The sequence below is a fragment of the Pallidibacillus thermolactis genome (genome assembly GCF_025660415.1).
Classification (GTDB): domain Bacteria; phylum Bacillota; class Bacilli; order Bacillales; family Caldibacillaceae; genus Pallidibacillus; species Pallidibacillus thermolactis.
Genome location: NZ_JAOUSE010000024.1, coordinates 21,073 through 42,564, shown reverse-complemented (window position 1 = coordinate 42,564; position 21,492 = coordinate 21,073). Strand labels below are relative to the sequence as shown.

At 33.1% G+C, this 21,492-nt stretch carries 18 protein-coding genes and 1 tRNA gene; 9 read left to right on the top strand and 10 right to left on the bottom strand.

The features are described from left to right. Positions 1-271 precede the first annotated feature (271 nt). The gene (locus tag OEV82_RS08980) at positions 272-505 is read right to left on the bottom strand and encodes an aspartyl-phosphate phosphatase Spo0E family protein (protein WP_263061658.1); all 234 of its coding nucleotides are present in this window, start codon (positions 503-505) and stop codon (positions 272-274) included. Positions 506-654: 149 nt separating this feature from the next. Then, on the bottom strand, positions 655-2,526 hold the full coding sequence (locus OEV82_RS08975) for a PAS domain-containing sensor histidine kinase (RefSeq protein WP_263061657.1): 1,872 nt from the start codon (positions 2,524-2,526) through the stop codon (positions 655-657). 323 nt (positions 2,527-2,849) lie between these two features. On the opposite strand from OEV82_RS08975, the gene OEV82_RS08970 reads away from it, so the two are divergent. Further along, entirely contained in the window at positions 2,850-3,875 is a 1,026-nt protein-coding gene (locus OEV82_RS08970; RefSeq protein ID WP_263061656.1) for an acyltransferase family protein, read from the top strand. A gap of 67 nt (positions 3,876-3,942) precedes the next feature. Here OEV82_RS08970 and OEV82_RS08965 read toward each other — a convergent pair whose 3' ends face one another. Then, positions 3,943-5,292 (bottom strand): TrkH family potassium uptake protein, encoded by a 1,350-nt coding sequence (locus tag OEV82_RS08965; protein WP_263061655.1) that lies wholly within the window; start codon positions 5,290-5,292, stop codon positions 3,943-3,945. A gap of 166 nt (positions 5,293-5,458) precedes the next feature. On the opposite strand from OEV82_RS08965, the gene OEV82_RS08960 reads away from it, so the two are divergent. Beyond that, a complete protein-coding gene (locus tag OEV82_RS08960; RefSeq protein ID WP_173662091.1) occupies positions 5,459-5,665 on the top strand; it encodes an alpha/beta-type small acid-soluble spore protein in 207 nt (68 codons plus the stop codon). A gap of 448 nt (positions 5,666-6,113) precedes the next feature. Here OEV82_RS08960 and OEV82_RS08955 read toward each other — a convergent pair whose 3' ends face one another. Both OEV82_RS08955 and OEV82_RS08950 read right to left on the bottom strand, forming a co-directional pair. Then, positions 6,114-6,257 carry a hypothetical protein gene (locus OEV82_RS08955; protein WP_263061654.1) on the bottom strand — a complete coding sequence of 48 codons (144 nt, stop codon included), beginning with the start codon at positions 6,255-6,257 and terminating at the stop codon, positions 6,114-6,116. 125 nt (positions 6,258-6,382) lie between these two features. Next, positions 6,383-7,960 (bottom strand): peptide chain release factor 3, encoded by a 1,578-nt coding sequence (locus OEV82_RS08950; RefSeq protein ID WP_173662089.1) that lies wholly within the window; start codon positions 7,958-7,960, stop codon positions 6,383-6,385. A 543-nt stretch (positions 7,961-8,503) separates the two neighbouring features. Between OEV82_RS08950 and OEV82_RS08945 the strand changes: the two genes are divergently transcribed. From OEV82_RS08945 to OEV82_RS08935, 3 genes are read left to right on the top strand one after another with little or no spacing between them, the layout of a single operon-like run. Continuing rightward, the gene (locus OEV82_RS08945; protein ID WP_263061653.1) at positions 8,504-10,195 is read left to right on the top strand and encodes a spore germination protein; all 1,692 of its coding nucleotides are present in this window, start codon (positions 8,504-8,506) and stop codon (positions 10,193-10,195) included. A 4-nt stretch (positions 10,196-10,199) separates the two neighbouring features. After that, on the top strand, positions 10,200-11,408 hold the full coding sequence (locus tag OEV82_RS08940) for a Ger(x)C family spore germination protein (protein ID WP_173662087.1): 1,209 nt from the start codon (positions 10,200-10,202) through the stop codon (positions 11,406-11,408). Between the two features lie 14 nt (positions 11,409-11,422). After that, on the top strand, positions 11,423-13,348 hold the full coding sequence (locus OEV82_RS08935) for a GerAB/ArcD/ProY family transporter (protein WP_263061652.1): 1,926 nt from the start codon (positions 11,423-11,425) through the stop codon (positions 13,346-13,348). Positions 13,349-13,429: 81 nt separating this feature from the next. Here the strand turns inward: OEV82_RS08935 and OEV82_RS08930 are convergent, their stop codons facing one another. Then, positions 13,430-13,786 carry a YxeA family protein gene (locus tag OEV82_RS08930; protein WP_263061651.1) on the bottom strand — a complete coding sequence of 119 codons (357 nt, stop codon included), beginning with the start codon at positions 13,784-13,786 and terminating at the stop codon, positions 13,430-13,432. 701 nt (positions 13,787-14,487) lie between these two features. Here OEV82_RS08930 and OEV82_RS08925 point away from each other — a divergent pair. From OEV82_RS08925 to OEV82_RS08915, 3 genes are all read left to right on the top strand, one after another. Further along, positions 14,488-14,814, top strand: a complete 327-nt coding sequence (locus tag OEV82_RS08925; protein WP_263061650.1) for a hypothetical protein — start codon at positions 14,488-14,490, stop codon at positions 14,812-14,814. Positions 14,815-15,058: 244 nt separating this feature from the next. Then, positions 15,059-15,131: transfer RNA gene (locus OEV82_RS08920), tRNA-Val, on the top strand. A gap of 1,481 nt (positions 15,132-16,612) precedes the next feature. Then, positions 16,613-17,545, top strand: a complete 933-nt coding sequence (locus tag OEV82_RS08915) for an LCP family glycopolymer transferase (RefSeq protein ID WP_263061649.1) — start codon at positions 16,613-16,615, stop codon at positions 17,543-17,545. Between the two features lie 112 nt (positions 17,546-17,657). Here OEV82_RS08915 and OEV82_RS08910 read toward each other — a convergent pair whose 3' ends face one another. The 3 genes from OEV82_RS08910 to OEV82_RS08900 form a co-directional block, all read right to left on the bottom strand. Next, positions 17,658-18,164: a copper homeostasis protein CutC gene (locus OEV82_RS08910; protein ID WP_263061648.1), complete on the bottom strand. Its 507-nt coding sequence runs from the start codon at positions 18,162-18,164 to the stop codon at positions 17,658-17,660. A 488-nt stretch (positions 18,165-18,652) separates the two neighbouring features. Continuing rightward, positions 18,653-19,003 carry a DUF2200 domain-containing protein gene (locus OEV82_RS08905; RefSeq protein ID WP_263061647.1) on the bottom strand — a complete coding sequence of 117 codons (351 nt, stop codon included), beginning with the start codon at positions 19,001-19,003 and terminating at the stop codon, positions 18,653-18,655. Between the two features lie 72 nt (positions 19,004-19,075). Next, entirely contained in the window at positions 19,076-20,002 is a 927-nt protein-coding gene (locus OEV82_RS08900; RefSeq protein ID WP_173658274.1) for a LysR family transcriptional regulator, read from the bottom strand. Positions 20,003-20,203: 201 nt separating this feature from the next. Here OEV82_RS08900 and OEV82_RS08895 point away from each other — a divergent pair, with 201 nt between their 5' ends. Next, positions 20,204-21,220, top strand: a complete 1,017-nt coding sequence (locus OEV82_RS08895) for an NAD(P)H-dependent amine dehydrogenase family protein (protein ID WP_263061646.1) — start codon at positions 20,204-20,206, stop codon at positions 21,218-21,220. A 45-nt stretch (positions 21,221-21,265) separates the two neighbouring features. Here the strand turns inward: OEV82_RS08895 and OEV82_RS08890 are convergent, their stop codons facing one another. Beyond that, positions 21,266-21,439 carry a hypothetical protein gene (locus OEV82_RS08890; RefSeq protein WP_263061645.1) on the bottom strand — a complete coding sequence of 58 codons (174 nt, stop codon included), beginning with the start codon at positions 21,437-21,439 and terminating at the stop codon, positions 21,266-21,268. Positions 21,440-21,492: the final 53 nt, after the last annotated feature.

Sequence of the window (21,492 nt, the reverse complement as noted above, 5' to 3'; positions counted from 1 at the left end):
TTGGTCCTTCTTCTGCTAATGGGGACTTTAGTCGAAGAAGGCAATACTATGATTTAGAACTTCCAAATAATTGGAAGTTCTAAATTTTTTTATTCAATATCAACATTAAACTTTAACAGAGCCAATTCAAAAAATAAAAAAGATTGTCCAATTCTATTTTTGTAAACTCTTTGTGGTAGAAGCGAATTGGGCAATCTACAAAATGTCACATTCATTTTTCATATGATACGATCTTGATGATGAATTTAATGCCATTATCGAAAGGATATGTTTAAACTAAAATGGTGTATTTTTCATTATTCACATGAAATTCAAATTGAGGATAATCTTTTATTAATGGTTTACGAAAAAAACGCATATATTTATTTAAAAGCATATCCAACTCCTGACTCGATTTTAATGTTTCTTCGTCAGTAAACCCATATTTTTCTGCAATGGCAATCATTTCATTTCTCTTTTCTTTGATTTGTTCCTCAAGATCTTGTTTGTTTTTTTCCGTATTCACTACTAATCCTCCTACTTCTACCTTCATCCTCAAACACACTCTTTAGCAATTTAACCAGATTTATATTTGAAAGTAAAGGGAATCGGCAAAAGTAGACAAAGTTCGATAATAACTTTTTTTTGACAAAAACAATGATTATTCTACAATTTTCATGATTGATTGATTGGTAAATAAATGGAAAATGTCGTACCTTTATTCATTTGACTGGCTACTTCAATTTTCCCACCATGTTCTTTTATAATTTTATAGCTAATCATTAAACCAAGACCGGTTCCTTTTTCCTTTGTCGTGTAAAAAGGTTCTCCGAGCCGTTTTAATTTTTCTTTAGATATACCTTTTCCGCTATCTTGAATCACTACCTTAATCCAATGATCCTCTGTTTGGTGAATGGAAATATGAATGATTTTTTCACTTGTCGAATTTTCTACTGTTGCCTCAATTGCATTTTTTACAATATTAATAAAAACTTGTTTAATATGATTGGGCTCACAGTACGTATTCATCTCTCTTTCTTTAAAATACGTACGAAGTTCGACATTATCCATTAATGCTTGTGGTGACAATAGATCAATGGTTTCTTGCATTATTTTGATAACGTTAAAATATTTATAATTAATTGCTTGAGGCTTTGCTAATACAAGAAATTCATGAACGATAGATTCAATGCGTTCTAATTCAGACATAATGATGTTGAAATACGTATCATATCCGTTAATATCCCCTTTTAATAGCTGAATAAAGCCTTTTAAGGAAGTTAACGGATTCCGTATTTCATGAGCAATTCCAGCTGCCAGTTCACCAACAATATTGAGCGTATCAGATTTTTTTAATTGTTCCTCCATTTGAATTCGATGGGTTACATCATGGAAAACGGACAAATGAATTCCTGGTAGTATGTTACGTTTCGAAAACATCTCAATCGATTTACGTGTACCATTATTCAATTCAACTTCATATGTACAAAGGTTTAATTTTTTATGAGCAACCCATTGTATGGCCTTTAATAAACTCAAATTGTTTTGATTGGTAAGTTTGATCGTTTTTAATTGTTCTGTGTAATCCTTTTTATTTTTTAACTGAAATAGATTTTTTGCTGTCTCGTTTAATTCTTGAATAATGATTGGTTTATCGTCGCAATCCTCTGCATCTTTCCAAATCATCATCCCACTCATGGCTCCGTTAAATATTTTCCGGAATTTTCTTTCGCTTTCTAGAATTTTCTTTTCCATTTCATGTTTTTCTGTTATATCTCGTAATATCGCCATATATAAGCCATGAAAAACATTTGAACTAACCGATACTTCAAATTTTTTTATTTTGTTTTTCACTTGAATACGGATTTCACCAAAAAAAGACCCTTCTTTGCACAACTTTTGAAAACAACGTTTATATTTTTCCAGATCTCTTTTTGGAATAAATGTTTTAAAGCTTTTTCCTATCAATTCTTCTTTCTTAATGCCAACAACATTGCAAAATGCTGGATTCGCTTGAACAATTTTCCCTTCATTATTAAACATAATCAGTCCATCAATAATTTGAGAAAATAAATTACTAAAAGAATGTAGATGCATTGTTCTTTCCCATTCAAGCATTTTGATCGGTGTATCCACTTCACTCAAAATGTATAAATCAGCATCTTCCCTAATATTTGCAAAAGCATGGAAAACGATATTTTTAATTGTGCCATCTTTTAACTCTAAGATCATTTCATCTCGTAATATGCCTTTTTCACGAATAATTTGATCTTGACTGTCAATGATGTCCTTCGGATCTAAATATAAAAATTCATGTAAAGACTTCATTAACAATTGTTTACGTGTCATTTGAAATAATTCGCACGCTGCCGGATTGGCATCAATTATTTTTTTATCCTTTTTATGTAATAAAATCATCGGCTTTTCCATTTGTTTATAAATGCTTTGAATCGCCTCAAGGGATTCTTCTAACAATTTCTTCTCTTCTTCTAGTTCGGCAACGCGATCTTTTAATTCAAAATAATAGGATTGGTTCAATTGTTCCACGACACTCCCTCCTCTCCTATTTAAGGAAATACGCCATAAATGGAAAATTTTCCTTTCGTAACATAACCAATTTTCCAAATTTTATCATATTTATGTTTACCTATCTTTAAATTAATCTATTATATTATATTTTACAACTATTTATGTTTTGAATTTTTAATAAATTTGGATTGTTATGTTGAATTTATGCATATTTTGTAACCTTAGTAACAATAACATCTATCTACTTTTCTTTTGTAAAAAAAGTAATATAATATTAATTTGCTAGATAATTATATGTCCCTTACACTTATTATTAGAGAAGTGATATAGGAGGACTTCCAATGACAGGAGAACGTAACTATTATTTTGATAACGGAAAGTTCTTTCTAATCTTTTTTGTTGTTTTTGGACATTTTATACGGCAATTTATTGAAGATAATGAGCTCATTCTTGCGATTTATAAAACGATTTATGCATTTCATATGCCTGCTTTTATCTTAGTTTCAGGTCACTTTGCGAAAGGGTATTTTGAAAAAGGTTACATTTTAAAATTAATGAAAAAATTACTGGTGCCTTATATCATTTTCCAATTGATTTATACAATCTATTACTACTTTTTGTTGGATCAAAATAAGTTCTCGTTTGATCTATTAAATCCACAATGGTCGTTATGGTTTTTAATTAGTTTATTTTGTTGGCATATGCTGTTACCATTATTTAAAAACTGGAGACCTCAGCTTGCGATTGCTTTTACGATTACGCTAGGAATTGTTGTCGGCTATTTTGATTTTATTAACACGACTTTAAGTTTATCGCGGACGATTGTATTCTTCCCTTTCTTTTTACTTGGTTATTTTTTAAAACGAGAACATTTCTTACAATTAAAAAGAAAACGTATGATGATACCGTCAAGCCTCGTGTTATTGATAACCTTTGGTTTATTTTTCCACTTTCCAACATGGGATTATGAATGGTTATTCGGTTCCAAACCATATAGCGAATTAGAAAACCTTACCCATTTCGCTTGGCTTGGTCGCTTATTTATCTATAGTATTAGTTTTCTAACTGTCATTAGTTTTTGGTCCCTCGTGCCAACAAGGAAATACAATTATACAAAAATTGGTCAATATACACTTTATGTATACTTATTACATGGTTTTGTCATTAAATTTTTCCGGGAATTGGATATACCGAAATGGATTGCCGACAATCACCCTTCACTCATTTTAATTCTAATCGGTTCGTTATTACTCACTTATATTTTATCCAGTAAATTGGTTCGAACGTTAATGCAACCGATAATCGAGTTAAAAATAATGAACTGGCGAATTTTATTTCAAACTTTAAATCGGAGATTATTCTCATAAACTTGATAAAAAAAAGGTCTGGTTCTTTTTTAATAAAAGAATCAGACCTTTTTTATTTAAATTCATTTCATCCTATCGTAACTCTTTCTTTCGGATAATGGAAGTTTTCCTTTTTCTCCTTTCCGCCAAGCATAAACATAAAGGAGACGATACCTACACGACCGATAAACATTAGTATCATGATGAGTATCTTACCAAAAATCGTTAAATCATCTGTAATTCCAAGTGACATGCCACATGTTCCGAAGGCGGAACAAACTTCAAATATGATCGCAATTAGAGAAACATCCTCCGTAAAAGATAAAAGGATGACGGAAGTAACAACAAGTAGCACTGCAAAAGCTGTTACGACAAAGGATTTCAACAAATCTTCTTCGTGGATTTCCCGTTTAAAAACCTTAATGATTCGATTTCCTTTGGCAAATTGGAAAAAGAACAAAATATTTAGAGCAAAAGTCGTCGTACGAATTCCACCACCAACCGAACTTGGAGAGGCACCGATAAACATTAAAATAGCAAAAAGTAATAAAGTTGCAGTAGATAACTCTTGTAAATCCAGTGTTACTAGCCCGGCACTACGAGTGGATACAGACTGAAATAAAGAATAAAACAACGATTCATGCCAATTTTTTTCTGATAAAAATTTACTAAATTCAAAGATGAAAAATACCATTGCCCCAAAAATTGCTAGTAAAAAGTACGTTACAGTTGTAATTTTCGCTGTTAAACTAAAGTGATAAACCGTTCGTCTTTTTTGTAGGTAGTTTTTAACCTCAATCAAGACTGGAAAACCAATGGCACCTAAAATAATTAATAACATATGAATGAATTGTACAAAATAATCACCAGCATAAGGTTTTACAGATGAACCGGTGATATCGAATCCGGCGTTTGTTGTGGCACTGACCGATGAAAATAAGCCATGAAACAATGCGTCATGCCAACTTGAAAAATAACGCAAATAGTAAAGCCCTAAAATAAAGGCACCAATCACTTCGATTAAGAAAAAAATTATTAAGATGTGCTTCATTAGATTAACAACACCAGCAAATTTTATTTGATTTTGATCGGTCATGATTAGTTGCCGTTCTTTTAAGCCAATTTTTTTACGAAATAATAACCAAAAAAATGTACCTAAAGCCATAATACCAATTCCACCGATTTGTAAGATGATGATAAGAAAAATAATTCCTGTAGGCGTAAAAGTGTCTGCAATACTTACGGTGGTTAAACCTGTCACACTAACAGCACTAACCGCTGTAAAAAGCGAATCGATAAACGACCATGGCACATCTTGTTGTCTTGCAATAGGTAAACTAAGTAAAATCGTTGCAAAAGTTACCGTTAGCAAATAGTATCCCACAATAATTCGGGTTGGACTTAAATTGTAGAAAAAATTTTTGACTGTATCCCACATAACGATTCCTCGCTTACTAACTCATCAATTAGTTTATATAATATGTCCAACCTATATTAATATAAAGTAACCACTTTCTGCAATATCATTTATACAAAAGTTCCCACTTATGTTTTTCTCACCTTGTTCCATAATAATGGTATACCGATGTAAAGGTGGTGAGAACATGGCACGTTCTTCAAATAAATTATTAGTCCCTGGTGTACAGCAATTTTTAGACCAGGTGAAATATGAAATCGCACAAGAATTCGGTGTTACTTTAAGTGGTAACACGGCTTCACGGGCCAATGGTTCAGTTGGCGGTGAAATTACGAAGCGATTAGTCAAACAAGCACAAGCTCAATTTGCAAATCAAAATAATCAACAACAATAATAGAAAGTATGGCGTATGAGGCAGTCACTAGACTTGCCTCAATATTATTTGGTTTGACAAAAAGTACCATACTTGTTTAATGCTCGTTACCCTGATGAAAACATTTTTTCTTCTGTTGCCGTCAAAGTTTCTGCCTTCATTCCACTCTTGTACACACTTTTTCGCCTGCTCGAACCAAATTTCTGCTTTCATCTCCTCGATGAAAACAGTTTATCTTCTGTTCCAAGCTATTTTCTGCGTTCATTAACCTTTTGAACACACTTTTTCTTCTGTTCCAAGTCATTTTCTGCGTTCATCCTCCCTTTGAAAACACTTTTTCTTCTGTTCCAAGCTATTTTCTGCGTTCATTAACCTTTTGAACACACTTTTTCGCCTGCTCCAAGCTATTTTCTGCGTTCATCTCCCTTTTGAACACACTTTTTCGCCTGCTCCAAGCCATTTTCTGCGTTCATCTTCCTTTTGAAAACACTTTTTCGCCTGCTCCAAGCCATTTTCTGCGTTCATCCTCCCTTTGAAAACAGTTTTTCTTCTGCACCAAACAATTTTCTGCGTTCATCCACATTTTTTCAGCTCTACCACCAAAATTCCGCATTCACCTCTCCAAAGATTGGATCAATAAACAATAAAAGTGCGCTCACCTATTGATGAACGCACTCATATTCAACACAAAATGGCTTTCAATTTCATACTATGTTCAAGTCTATCAAAGTTTCACAATTATCTTGTATACTTATCCATCGGATTATATAACTTCACATCTGGATTTTTATCTTGGAACCATCTTAAGGCAAAATCATTTTCAAATAAAAATACATTTCTATCAAACCGATCTTTAACAAGCATACTTCGTTGGCTGTTCAATTTTTCATCCACTGTATCATCTTCAACCCAACGTACAATTTTTGAACCTAAATGTTCCATAATAACATCAGAGTTATATTCGTTTTTCATCCGGTGTTCGAAAACATCAAATTGTAACTGACCGACGGCACCAATGATATAATCTTCATACTTCGTTTTAAATAATTGAATAGCTCCCTCTTGGACAAGCTGATGGATCCCTTTATGAAACTGTTTTTGCTTCATTACATTTTTCGCTCTTACTCGAACAAACAACTCAGGGGTAAATTGTGGAAGTGGGTCATAATGTATTATTGGTTTACCCCCCACAATCGTATCGCCAATCTGGTAGGTGCCAGTATCGTATAAACCGATGATATCACCACTAACTGCTTCGTTTACCGTTTCTCTAGTTTCTGCTAAAAATTGTGTGGATTGGGATAACTTCATTGATTTACCTGTCCGTGCCAGGGTCACATTCATCCCCCGTTCAAATTTTCCAGAACAAACACGGACAAAGGCAATTCGATCACGGTGAGCAGGATTCATATTCGCTTGAATTTTAAAAACAAAGCCAGTAAATTGTTCGTTTAACGGATCAATATAACCTTGATCTGAATGACGAGGTTGGGGTTCCGGCGCAAATTTTAAATAGGTTTCTAAAAAGGTTTGAACACCAAAGGTTGTTAACGCACTGCCAAAAAATACAGGTGTTAGCGTCCCCTTCGCAATTTTTTCCTCAGAAAACTCATTTCCCGCTTCATCTAATAATTCAATTTCTTCTAAAACTTGTTCATATAAACTTGATTGCTTTATTGGATGATCTCCGTCAATTTCACCGTTTGCATTTAACGGAATAAAACGTTCATCCTCGTCTACTCGAAACTGTTCAATTCGTTTATAAAACCGATCATAAATTCCTAAAAATTCTTTCCCCATCCCAATTGGCCAATTCATCGGATATGCTTCAATGCCGAGCACTTCTTCTAATTCTGCAACTAATTCCAATGGGGATTTTCCAACTCGATCCAATTTATTAATAAAAGTAAAAATCGGAATTCCACGCATACGGCAAACTTTAAACAATTTAATCGTTTGCGGTTCAATCCCTTTAGCAGAGTCGATAACCATGACGGCACTGTCAACGGCCGTTAAGGTCCGATACGTATCTTCACTAAAATCTTCGTGACCTGGTGTATCTAGAATATTGACACGAAAACCATTGTAATCAAACTGCATCACACTCGATGTAACCGAAATCCCCCGTTGCTTTTCAATCTCCATCCAGTCACTTTTTGCAAATTTCCCGGTCTTCTTCCCCTTTACCGTACCGGCTGACCGAATCGCACCACCAAATAATAATAATTTTTCGGTTAAAGTCGTTTTCCCTGCATCCGGGTGGGAAATAATCCCGAATGTCCGTCGAGATTTGACTTCCTCTATAAAGTTGTTCATATAAATTATCCTTTCTATCTTTCAAAATTACGTATCCGTTCTCTGAATAAATTAAAAACGTATATTACATGTCCGTAGACCTCACTTTCTTATCTACAGAAAAATTTTACCTTGCTAATAGTAAGATTGCAATGATTTTTGAGTTAACCGACCTATCCGTTGGAGTCCATTGTCTTTTTTTTGCTTTTTATTATACGTTCAACAAAATAATAAAGAAAAAATAGTGAAAAAATAATGACTTTTAACGGATTACTTAAAGGAAAAGGATTTACCCGATTCATAATTGATTTAGATAACTCATCTCCTGTAAAAAAATCAATGGTAATAGATACTCCTAATAAAACAATAAAAATCAAACAAAAGATTCCAAATATCTTTATCATCATAATGCATTCACCTCATACAATGATTCTAATTTATTATTTGTATAGGGAATGTTATTATCCCTTCTTTTGCATAATGTTCCAGCAATATACAAATAATGAAATAATAAACCAGCAATTACCACATATATTCGACTGTTTCCATTTTAGGAGGATTCATATGGGATTTTGGTCAAGGCAAACAAAGAAGAGGAAAAATGATAAAAATAAAAAGCAGCAAACAAAAATGGAAAAATTAGAGGAATTGGCCGGAACTGCTTTTGATATTCCATATGAACAATTAAAACAAAGCCTTGAGGAAAACATTGATTATTTAAAAAAAGTAACAGGTAATAGTCCCGATATCCTTTATCGAGAAATCGAAATCGGTAAAAGATACACTATAAAATCAACAATAGTTACAACACTTGGATTAGTCGATACTCAACTCATCAATGATTTTATTTTAAACTCATTAATGACACAGCCGTTTCATGAGAAAATAGAAGAATATATAAAAGAAAAAGTTAGACAAGAAGATGACAAACTTACAAATAGCAGTGCAGAATTAATCTTAACTGAAATCGAAAAAAAACTGCTACCAATTTCACATGTTAAACGGGTTTCAAATTGGTCTGCAATCTTTAAATATTTATTAACAGGTAAGGCAGTTATTTTCTTAGACGGTGCAAAAAGTGCATTAATTACGAGTACACAAGGCGGAGAACAACGCTCGATTACAGAGCCTCAAAAAGAAGTATCCATATTTGGACCGAAGGACTCCTTTACCGAATCAATCGTAACTAATATTAGTCTCATTCGCAAAAGAATTAGAAATCCAAATCTCTGGGTCGAATCATTTACAATCGGAAAAGTCTCTCAAACCGATATTCGTATTATGTATATTAATGGAATTGCCAATGAAGAAATCGTAGAAGAAGTGAGACAACGACTAAATAAAATTGACATAGATCAAATTCTAGATGCTAGTTTTTTACAACAGTTTATCCAAGATAAGGTATTTACATCATTTCCAACCATTTATTATACAGAAAGGCCGGATGTAGTTACGGCAAACTTGATGGAAGGTAGAGTTGCGATTTTTGTTGATGGTTCACCCTTTGCCTTGACCGTACCTGCACTTTTTTTGGAATTTTTCCAGTCGGTCGATGATTATTATGCTCGATTCGATATTATCATCTTCCTTCGTTTTTTACGTATCGCTCTTTTCTTTATTGCAATGATTTTACCAGCAACGTATGTAGCTATTACAACTTTTCACCAAGAAATGGCACCAACATTATTAATTATCGCTATTGCTGCTCAACGGGAGGCCGTTCCCTTTCCGGCTTACTTTGAGGCATTACTAATGGAAATCACATTTGAAGTTCTACGTGAGGCAGGAAGTAGATTACCAAGAGCGATCGGACAAGCTGTTTCTATTGTTGGCGCACTTGTGATTGGACAAGCCGCCATTCAAGCTAATATTGTTTCCCCAGCAATGGTAATTATTGTTTCTTTAACCGCTATATCAAATTTCGCTATTCCTTCATTTGATATGGCAATAGCTACACGAATTATACGTTTTATCTTAATGACATTGGCCGCTGTCATGGGCATTTATGGGATCGTTTGCGGATTAATGTTTATGTGTATTCATCTAAATAGTTTACGTTCTTTTGGCGTCCCTTATATGGAACCTTTTGCACCGGTAACGGTCAGAAGCCTTGGTGATACAGTTGTTCGTCTTCCTTTAATGTACCATAAATATAGGCCAAAAATGATAGCTAAGAAAAATACAAAACGGGTAAGCGCAGTCAATAGTGAACAACAATCGGACAAAGGAAAAAATAAAAATTCCGAAAAGGGATGATTCGATGAAGAGTAAAAAGCATTACTTCTTCATAATAAATATCGTCTGTACTTCGCTTTTACTTTCGGGATGCTGGAGTTACCGAGAATTAACGGATATTGCCTTCGTTATTGCAATTGGTATTGATGAAGGAGAAAAGCAACCTTATAAATTATCCTTCCAATTAATTAATCCGAAAAACGTCGCCGGAGAACCACAAAAATCAGGAATTATTGGTCCAGCGACAGTCATCTATCAAAGCGAGGGGGATAATCTTTTTACCGCCAATCGTGCTACAACCCAACAAGTTTCTAGGCGACTGTATTACGCCCATACTAGTTTAGTTGTCATTAGTGAAAAGTTAGCTAGGAAGGGAATTCGTGATGTACTAGATATCTTGACTCGTAGTCCAGAATTTCGTCCAACAGCGGACATAGTAATTGCCAAGGATTCGTCTGCTGAAGACTTACTAAATGTATTAACACCTTTGGATCAAATCAATGCTGATAAAATCCAAAAAACATTAAAGTATTCTGAACAATTATATGGAAAAACTACTAAGACAAACATAAATGATATCGTAAGTGAACTCATTTCAAATGGTAATTTACCCATTATAAGTGGATTTAAGATAGAAGGAGACCGAAAAAAAGCAAAAAGTTCTGAAAATATCTTGAATCAAAAACCACTCTCAACCATACATGCCGATTCGATTGCTTTGTTTAAAAACGAAAAGCTGGTCACTTGGGCAGAAGGTGCAGCAGCGCGAGGCATTAACTGGATATTAGGAAATACTAGTCAACCAGCAGTAAATATTGATTGGGCAGATAAAAAAGGGGCAATTAGTATTCAAATCCTCCGCTCTAATAGTCAAATTAAGACTGAGGTAAAAAACAACAAACCAATTATTACCATTAATCTCAAAGCAGAAGGAAACGTCGCCGAAGTAAATACGTACCTTGATTTATCTAGAGAAGAAGAATTTATTAAATTGCAATCTGAACTAGAAAAAGTAATCAAAAATGAAATCAACGAAGCGATCAAGTTAGGTAAAAAGTATAAAACCGATGTTTTTTCCTTCGGTGATCATATACGTATATCTCATCCAAAATATTGGAAAAAGGTTCAAGATCATTGGAATGATGATATTTTACCAACAGCTGAAATTAAAATAAATGTAGATGCTTCACTCCGCTTGACTGGTTTAAAAACAAAATCAGATGTTTATCAATGAGGGCGTTGAAAAGAATGGAAAAAACAAAAATCGATAGAATTCAATTTTTTATTCTTATCATTATATTTCATATGAGTATCTACCTTACCATTCCTCTAGCTAGTGGTGCAAGAAGGGATGCTTGGATCGTCGTTTTAATCAGTGCTTTCTTCGGCATTTTAATGTTTATGATTTATTACAAACTGTATACCTATTATCCAACGGAGCTTCCTTCCACTTATATTAATAAAATTGTTGGAAAAATTTTAGGAAAAATTATTTCATTTGGATATATCATTTACTTTATTTATATTTGTTCTGAACAATTACGACATTTCGGAGATTTAATGATAACGATCGCATATCTTGGAACACCAATAATCATAATTAACTCAATGATATTATTATTAGTCATTTACGCAACTATTAAAGGAATTGAAGTAATTGCTCGTACAGCGTTGTTGAGTATTCCAGTCATTTGTCTCATTTTTGTTTTTTGGCTTATCGTGCTTCCCTTTTCTGAAATTTTTAAAATAAATAATTTACAACCGATATTAGAGAATGGATGGGGACCTGTGTTCTCCACCATTTTCACAAACACAATCTACATCCCATATGGTCATACAATCGTCTTTTTATTTATCCTTCCTTATTTAAAAAACCGAAAATACGGCAGAACAATTGGTAGCTTAGCAATATTTACAGTAGGTTGCATCTTTACCGTTAACGTTTTGGTTAATTTAGCTGTATTAGGGCCAGATCTATATAATAATACGGTATTTCCTTTATTACGAACAGTTCAGCTTATTAGATTTATGGACTTCATTGAACGACTTGATGTGATGCTATTAATTTTAATATTTATCGGAAATTTTTTTAAAATCGTCTTATTTTTTTATGTTGCTGTCATGGCAACTAAAGAATTAATCAATTTGGATGATTATAAACCTATTGTCATCCCCTTCGCAACAATTGTTTTATTTTTTTCCATGGCAATTGCAAGTAACCATTCTGAGCTTATCCAAGTTGGAATAGAAACCACACCACTATATCTTCATTTACCGTTTCAAATGATTATACCCGTTATATTATTAGGCATTGCCTTCATAAGAAATCGAACAAAGAAAAATGGATCTTTACAAGAAAAACAACAAAATCAAGACCAAGATTATGTTGGATATAACACGACCGCAAATGCACTAAATAACGCTTCTGATGAAATACAAAGTAATGATGATGCAAGTAGCATGAATCAAGAAAAGAACAACAATGCAAGGACAATTAGTGAGGAAACTAATAACAATGCAAACGGGAATAACTACAATCAAAGTGGAAACTCAAATCATAATGGGTCAAATACTAACAATAAAATTAACCAACCAATTGAACAACAAGAAGCAAATAGAACAAGTTCTATCGAGCATCAATCTCAGCACACAAACCGTACAGAAGCATCAGTCCGTAAAAATGAAATCCAAAAGAATAACATGGCCAACTCTACTTTTGAAAAATACAAACCATATAGTATCGATAAGGATATGGCAAAACAAGACAATAAAACGATAGGTGATCAAAACAAGGCAAAACAAAACATTGACACGACTAATTCAAAGCAAAACATTAAAAAAACTGAATCTAGTCAACAATCAAATCCTAGCGTTCAAAAGGACAAAATAAAAAATGGAAAACAAAACAAGAAAATAAATGTAGAACCTCAAAAAAGCAATGAAGAAACAAATGTCACCATCAGAAATACAAGACGTTCAAAACGAAGCAACAGAAAAAGATCGGTAAGACAGACAAAGAAAGCTATAAAGTTGATGCAGATGGTTGAATCTAAACAGAAAAATCAAAATCAAAATAAAAATATAACAAAAGTTAAATCTCAATCAGAAGATTCAGCAATAAATAACCAAAAACCAAAACAGTCTCTTTTTATTAAATATAAAGGAAAACAATAGGAGGCAATTTCATAACTTTTTATGAATTGCCTCCAATACTATATTCTATAGCAAGAGAATTTTCACCCGAAAAAATTTTATTTATTCACTCAACCTATGTTTAACTTTCTCAGGTAACTCTATACCTTGCACTTCTTCCCACTCTTCAACAAAAGAACCTTTTGCGGTGATTTTTAAATAAGCCTGTTCTTTTAGTACTTTTCCTGAACTAAATGTTACTTCTCTTTCTTCGCCATCTTTATTATAACCGGTGAGCGTATATTCATATCTCGGACCATTTGAAACAGGAGCTTTATTTATTTGGACATACACCTGTTCTTTAGGTATAAAAGGGTTAATATGATCTCGATCTTCTTTTGGTATAATCGTAAAAATTCCTGCGATGATAATCGTCAAAAAAAGAATGATTCCGATCAATGTTTTCATTATTTTTTTCAATGTTGATCTCTCCTTGTTATTTTAATACTAGAAAAACAAATTTCCTTGCTAGTTTTACTTTAATGAATACCGACATTGTTTACTATCGAATTAAATTACATGTATATTACACTTTTGTAAGCTAGTGGCTAATTCCAATTACGAAAAGACAAAAAAACGTGAAACCCTTGAAAAATGGATCCCACGTTTCTTACGAATCATATTTATGTATATTTTACGTTTGTAATTGATGTATGATCAAAAATTTACTGTCCTTATTTCAATCATTCAAAGATGAGATAAAGGGAAGTCGATGAAACGGCATACTTAAAAAGCAAGCCGTATATGTATTTTCATGCTCTTTTACTTTATTGGAACAAGACTGGCTACTTTGATAAACGGATTTTTTTTACCATTGCTAACCTATAAGGAATCTTTTAACTGACTAAAGCTTGCTAGTTTCTTAAGGATAAAGGCTGTAAGGATTGCTATTATGCTAGGAATATAGATTTGTATATTAGTTAAAAATAATTCTGACAATGAAGATAATTGAAATCAATGTATAAGTTATGTTGAAGCATCTAGAATCCTAGGTTGTATTTGTACCAGCTGGAGAATACGCATTTGTTACTTTTGAAGGTAGCGGACAATATTTTGTCGAAAAAGATGATGCTGGAAATATTATCGATAATGAAAACTTTGATAGTTTTGGATATGTGTATGTGCATGGTGCAGGTAATATTCAAACAGATGCCGTTCTAATTAATCTAAATGATTTTGATACTTTAGGAGTAAGTAGCGCTAAAGAAATATATGAAATTTTAAATGATAAAACAGATTACAAAGATGGAGCATGGTATAAAGTTGGTGTGGATATTCCTGCAGGAGAATACGTTATCGAAAGTTATGGTGAAGGATATATTGCTATCATGAGTGGGCCTGTTGGAAAAAGTGAAATAATAGATAACGAAATCTTTAATGGTAGATACGCTGTAAATGTTTCCGATGGACAATACTTAAAGATTTCCAGAGGAACAATTTCTCAGTAATTTATAATATGGATGGGGCTGTAATAGCCCTTTTTTTACTACATGTAAAGAATAATTTTCTATTCTTAAAAAGGAGTTAAATTTATCCATAATCTGAAACCAGTAATGGTTTAAAGAATTTACAAAAAATAATCATCAAGACATTAAATATCTAATCTCACAAATAAAAGAATTAAAACTTAAATCCCCCTTGACAACGATTGAGATATCCATTATATTTATAATTGTCTTAATTAAATATTATGATTCCGTAGCTCAGCTGGGAGAGCACCACCTTGACAGGGTGGGGGTCGGTGGTTCGAGTCCACTCGGAATCACTACAGCAAAAGGCATATTCCATAAGGGTTTATGCCTTTTTTCTTTGTTTTTCTTTTCGCCTTTCCTTTCCATTTTCTAGGTGAAATGAGGGTAAAAAAGAAAAAGGACTACTTTTTGAATTAAATCACACTAAAAACCCCCCTTCTTATCGTTTTACGGTAAAATATCAGAATTATTGAAATTTTGTAATTAAGGTGACGAATAAAAAAATGGAGATAAGAAATTCTGCCAAAGCTATTATAGTTCAAGACAATAACTTGTTAGCTATGTATTAATCATGAGGGCGGAATTTATTTCGTATTAAAAACGTATCCATTTTGTCCTTGGGTATGATTGATAGTGTGGTAGACCAAAGTCGTTTGCAAAGACAAAGAAATATTCCCCTCCTTGCCATTCATCTCCAAGTAATTCTTTCTCCTTAAACCGTTGTTCTTTGTATCGGATAAAAAGCGGTATTAAATTTGATGGAATGGTGACTGGTTGCCTGATATAAAAATAACAAAAACCAATAAAATTGATGAGATAATGAAACGTTTCATTTTTTCCTCCAAACATTGTTGTCGATACATATGGTAATCTTAGGTACTAATCACGAATTATATTGATAAAAAGTATGGATTTAATTTTTGGTAGGAACTTGAGATGCCAGATATTTACAAATTATCATTTACGGTAAAGAACGAATGGATGTACAAAAATAAGCAAAAACCAAACTAAATGAGGGTGTTTTAGAATGAATTGCGGGCTAAACTGATTCGGAATACCTCCAATTCCCCGTTTCGAATCGGAAATATGTCATTAGAATGTCATTAGAATAGCCGAGAACTAAGGGTTCTTCAACTTATTTTGGAATACATTCAACTTAGGAACTTTCCTTGATAAGGTGGGGGTCGGTGGTTCGAGCCCACTCGGAATCACTACTTATTATAGAGCTTGAATTCCTTGCAACAGAAGATTCAAACTTTTGTTGTTGTTCCCCTCCCTCTTCCCGTAACTCATTACAAATTTAAATGACATTTCTACTAATCTATGATGAAAAAGATTGGCAATTGTACTTATAAACACAAGACAATTACCTTATTTATTAATCTATTCATATAAATGGAAATTTTTTGTATTAAAAATAAAATTATTATTTATAGGACTAATGAAATATGTTACCTTTATATATAAAGGGGAACACTCAAAAAACCATACTTTATTCTTATTACAATTATACTCCATTTGCTTTAATAGAAATCAACTTATTTATCTTATGGTTTTCTGTTATTGATAAAAAACGGATACGCTAAAAGTATGATTCAATAATTCATGATGGTACAAAAACTAAATATCGTTCTATGTATGTAAATCATGCTCAGTATCTCAATTAATTTCAATCAATATCTAATAAAATAAAACGAAATAAAGATACTCTTGTTTTTTTTTGAGTAAAACTCTATCAAAAAACAACAAACTTATAAGGTTAAGGTGATAACAAATGAAATTTAACACAAGAAGATCAAAAGTAAAACAAAAAAAGAAACGATACCGTTGGATTAAATTAACGGGTACACTTTTTCTTCTATTATTATTAGGAGTAGGAATTTACGTATATAACATTTACTCTAATGCTAAAGAAGCAGTAAACAATCGAATGAATTCAAATATTTCTTCTATTGATTCAGAAGAAACAAAGAAAAAGTTAGCAGCAAATGAAAAAATAAACATACTGTTATTAGGTATTGACAAGAGGGAGAATGATAAAGGACGCTCTGATGCAATGATCGTACTAACCTTGGACCCTAAAAATGATAAAATGCAGTTAATTAGCATCCCCCGTGATACCCATACATATATAGTCGGTATGAATATAGAAGACAAAATTAATCACGCTTATGCTTTTGGTGGTTCTGACATGTCAGTGGCAACAGTAGAAAATATGCTTGATATTGATATTGATGGTTTTGTAGAAATAAATATGGAAGGTTTATCGGATTTAGTAGATAGTGTAGGAGGAATTACTGTTTATAATAATACCGATTGGTATGATGAAAATGGGTTTCATTACTCAGAAGGTGAATTACATTTAAATGGGAAACAAGCACTTGGGTATGTTCGAATGAGAAAACTTGACAGTGACTTTGCCCGTACAGAACGCCAACGAGAAGTCATCCAAGCCATAATAAAGAAAGGGACTAATTTTGCGAATATAACAAAAATTAATGAAATCATTAACGTACTTGGTAATAATGTAAAAACGAATATAACCTTTAATGAAATGCAGAATTTGGTATCAAATTACTCAAATGTCTTAAAAAATACAGAAAGTTATATGGTTCAAGGAGAAGGAAAAATGGTTGATAAAACATGGTATTACTTTGTTTCAGAAGAAGAGCTAGAAAAAGTAAATGAAATGATTGTTAATAACTAAATTAATATTGTATGAAAGTTAGCCTTACATTTTCTTTCCATCACCGTTGTATATATTGGTGTATCACGAATCTCGTCACTAAACAATGTTCGGAGAAAAATTATATTCGGACTCATAATACGAAGTCATTATGCGTCTTATAGAAAGGAATGGAGGTATTTGAGTAAAGGAACAACGAAATATTACTGTACTCTGACCCTATTTTTACTCGGTTTACTACTTGTCGGTTGCTCGAGCAACGCTCCAGATGTAGAAGCGGATCTTTCTTCTGTAAATACTTCAAATGATCAAGTAGAAAAAGAAGAGAATACTCTATGTTCCCATTTTCATCTAAACATCCAAATGCAATGCCTTCAATGTCGTACTTTGCTATTGCTTCTACATCTGCGACAATCGTTTCAAATTCATAAGGATTATAAAAGAATCCCCCTGGTCTTGGCCTGACCATTACTACAATAGATATATTACACTGGTGAACTACTAAATCTATGGTTCCGAGCGAAGGAGTCAATCCAGACAAAAACATAGCGTTATTTAATTCTATTCGATCAGCTCCTGCTTTTTCAGCAACTAAAGCATCTTCTAAACTACCACAACATATTTCTGCAACTCTATTCAATGAATGTTTACCTCCGAAAGTAATAATTTTCACCAATCAACACGTAGATTCGCCATTATATTTCGTCTACTACTATTTCCATACATTATTCCATATTCATGGTCAATAATGGAATGCGTTTTTCGTATTTCTTTATTAATGATTTATTGTGTTGATCCGCTCCTTCTAAATTCCCGCTTAAAAAGATAGGAGGCTCAACATTAGATTCTGCCATTATTTCAATTTGAAATGATCTGATCTTTCAAGACTTGAAGGGAAAATATTACCTTTATTTCTAATCGTTAGATTCGTGATACAATGGGGGGATTCGCGACAGGTGTGAAGAACATAGTAACTTTTGTGGTGCTTTCCCAACCGAACTATGTTAAGGAACATTATATTTTAATAAATACTTACTTAAATAATAATCATTCCAATCAAATTCGTATGTCCCCTCAAATTCTTTGTGATGAGGGGAACACACCAACATACTTAACAAACTGGAAATACTACGATCGCAAAATTTTTTCCATCTTTTTCCCTTTCGCTAATTCATCAATCAATTTATCTAAGTAGCGAATTTCTTTCATTAAAGGTTCTTCAATTTCTTCAACGCGGACACCGCAGATGACGCCTTTAATCAAAGCACGATTCGGATTCATACTTGGGGCTTCTGCAAAAAAAGTTGCAAAATCTGTTTGCTTTTCAATTTGTGCTTCTAATTGCTCCTGACTATATCCTGTTAACCAGCGAATAATCTCATCGACTTCCTCTTTTGAACGTCCCTTTTTCTCAGCCTTTTTAATGTAATGTGGATATACACTTGCAAAACTCATTGAATAAATTCGATGGTTAGCCATCATAACGACTCCCTTACATTTTGGTTCAAATTGTACCTCTATTATAACTGATATATTTAACAATTTGAATGTCTAAACTTTCGAAAAATTATTTCCATCATAAGCATACCCTTTCAAAATATGAAGAGCATATTGAGTCAAGATTGGCATATTTTCATTTTTATTCCAAATAACTGAAATTGAACTATATACGTTTGTATTTTTAATGTGAATCACTTTCACTTTCTCTGTCGGTAAAAGTTCCACCATATCCTGTGGCATTAATGTAACACCAATCCCATGGGAAATCAGATTGGCAACTGTTAATAACTCTGGGCCAATGCCTAATATTTTTGGGATAAAACCAGCGTCTAAACATGTCTGTTCCACCAATTGATAAAGGGATGGGGATTTAATTGGATCATAATGTAAAAAAGCGTCATCCTTTAATTTCACTAAATCCACTATATCACAAGTAGCAACCGGGTGATTCATAGGGACAACAAGCTGCAGCGGATATTTTGTTAATTCCAACAAATTAACTTGTTGATCTACAAGTTCCCGAATATTGAACGGTGTGCGGATAAAGGCGATATCACTTTCCCTTTTTTTAATTAATTCAATCGCCTTTTTGGACGATGTTTCTTGAATATAGAATTCAAATGTTCCCAACCTCTTTTTCAAATCATTTAACAATTTTGGTAACCATTTACTTGCAGCAGAGGGGACCGTTGCAATTTTGATTGACGTTTGTGGAACGAGACCGGACTCTTCTATCTCATTAACGGTCCTTTCAATATTTTCAAAGGAAGGTAGTAAACTTTTATATAAGTAATTTCCTTCCTCCGTTAATGTCACCTTTCTTGTTGTTCGGTTAAAAAGCTTAAACCCTAGTTGTTCTTCCAGATTTGTAATCTGTTGACTTAACCCCGGCTGCGAAATATGTAGATTTTCAGCAGCTTGACTAAAACTCAATGTATTCGCCACCTCGATAAAGTAACGTAAAGCAAGAAAATTCATTACTGTCCATCCCCTCTTCTTATCCATAACTGAAATGAATAAAAGATAGTGATTTTCCACTATGATTATAGAATATCACGCCAATTCCCAGCAATTTTTATAATTTTAACTTATCAATATATAATGAATATGTATTTCTGTTCTATAAAGAAGATTGTTACGATATAGATGAAAAAAATTTATTTTATAAGGGGAGAAATTATGGGGCAAACAATTCGTTACTTACAATTTGGTTTAGGTCCGATTGGACTAGAAATTTTGAAACAAGCAACAGAAGCCCATCATTTCAATGTATTAGGTGCTGTTGATATCGATCCAGCCAAAGTTGGCAAAGACATCGGTGAATTCATCAACGCCCAATCAAAAGGGATCAAGGTTGTTGCGAATCTAGATGAGTTGGAGTTAAGCGACGAAAATCCAAAAGTTGCAATTCATGCAACAGGATCAAATTTAGAAAAAGTCTGGCCACAAATAAAAAATTTACTCAATCACGGTTTTTCAGTTGTCTCGACTTGTGAAGAATTATCCTATCCATGGTATCAATACCCTGAACTTTCTAAAGAAATTGATGACTATGCGAAAGATAAAGGCTTATTCGTTATCGGTACAGGGGTTAATCCTGGATTTATTATGGATACAATGACCCTCTTTTTAACTTCTGTCACTAACAAAGTAACAAATATAAACGTTTCTCGGAAAGTCGATGTTTCGAAAAGACGAATTCCACTTCAGAAAAAAGTAGGCGTTGGCATGACGGTAGATCAATTTAACGAACTTGCTGCGGAAAACAAAATCGGGCACGTTGGACTTGAAGAATCAGCAAGATTAATTGCATATGGTTTAGGAATATCTCTAAATGAAGTGAAAAACTCAATTCAACCAGTGATTGCTAATAAAGCATACTCTTTAACTAGCGGAAATCTTAAACCTGGCCAAGTAAGCGGGCAACATCAAATTGTTGAAGCAACGACAACAGATGGGCGAAAAATTACCTTAGAATTAGTCATGGCCGTTGATGTCGAACAAGAAGACCGAATTAGAATAGATGGATCTGAACGGACAGAATTGGTGATTCCAAACGGTATATTTGGTGATACGGCGACTGCTGCTATGTCGATTAATGTGGCAAAAACCGTAGCCAATAACCCGACTGTAGGTCTTTTAACAATGGCTGACATTCCTTTATCAAGAAATTTCCAAATACGAGCTCAGAACTAAAAGTTATCCCTCCCTACTACTATGTCGGGAGGGATATTTTCATCGTTAAGATGAATCAAAGAGCTTTCTTCCATCTTTTATTATAATTGAAAAAGCATGGCGTTTTTCACAGCCTTCTAAATCAATCACTGCAATGTGACCAATTTGTTGATTCTTTCGTTTTCCACTGCCAATACTTTTCCCTTTTTTAAAAAGATACTGTTTCAATACACTTATCATTGTTACTTATGCTCAATGTATAATGATCATATCCTAAATTCTCATCCGATAGA

What these genes read in the sequence shown, in the direction of transcription:
- OEV82_RS08935 (WP_263061652.1), top strand. Translation starts at nt 11,423, where the DNA reads ATGGAAAAAACAAAAATCGATAGAATTCAATTTTTTATTCTTATCATT.
- OEV82_RS08945 (WP_263061653.1), top strand. Translation starts at nt 8,504, where the DNA reads ATGGGATTTTGGTCAAGGCAAACAAAGAAGAGGAAAAATGATAAAAAT.
- OEV82_RS08940 (WP_173662087.1), top strand. Translation starts at nt 10,200, where the DNA reads ATGAAGAGTAAAAAGCATTACTTCTTCATAATAAATATCGTCTGTACT.
- OEV82_RS08890 (WP_263061645.1), bottom strand. Translation starts at nt 21,439, where the DNA reads ATGATAAGTGTATTGAAACAGTATCTTTTTAAAAAAGGGAAAAGTATT.
- OEV82_RS08950 (WP_173662089.1), bottom strand. Translation starts at nt 7,960, where the DNA reads ATGAACAACTTTATAGAGGAAGTCAAATCTCGACGGACATTCGGGATT.
- OEV82_RS08895 (WP_263061646.1), top strand. Translation starts at nt 20,204, where the DNA reads ATGGGGCAAACAATTCGTTACTTACAATTTGGTTTAGGTCCGATTGGA.
- OEV82_RS08905 (WP_263061647.1), bottom strand. Translation starts at nt 19,003, where the DNA reads ATGGCTAACCATCGAATTTATTCAATGAGTTTTGCAAGTGTATATCCA.
- OEV82_RS08900 (WP_173658274.1), bottom strand. Translation starts at nt 20,002, where the DNA reads ATGAATTTTCTTGCTTTACGTTACTTTATCGAGGTGGCGAATACATTG.
- OEV82_RS08960 (WP_173662091.1), top strand. Translation starts at nt 5,459, where the DNA reads ATGGCACGTTCTTCAAATAAATTATTAGTCCCTGGTGTACAGCAATTT.
- OEV82_RS08970 (WP_263061656.1), top strand. Translation starts at nt 2,850, where the DNA reads ATGACAGGAGAACGTAACTATTATTTTGATAACGGAAAGTTCTTTCTA.
- OEV82_RS08965 (WP_263061655.1), bottom strand. Translation starts at nt 5,292, where the DNA reads ATGTGGGATACAGTCAAAAATTTTTTCTACAATTTAAGTCCAACCCGA.
- OEV82_RS08915 (WP_263061649.1), top strand. Translation starts at nt 16,613, where the DNA reads ATGAAATTTAACACAAGAAGATCAAAAGTAAAACAAAAAAAGAAACGA.
- OEV82_RS08955 (WP_263061654.1), bottom strand. Translation starts at nt 6,257, where the DNA reads ATGCGGAATTTTGGTGGTAGAGCTGAAAAAATGTGGATGAACGCAGAA.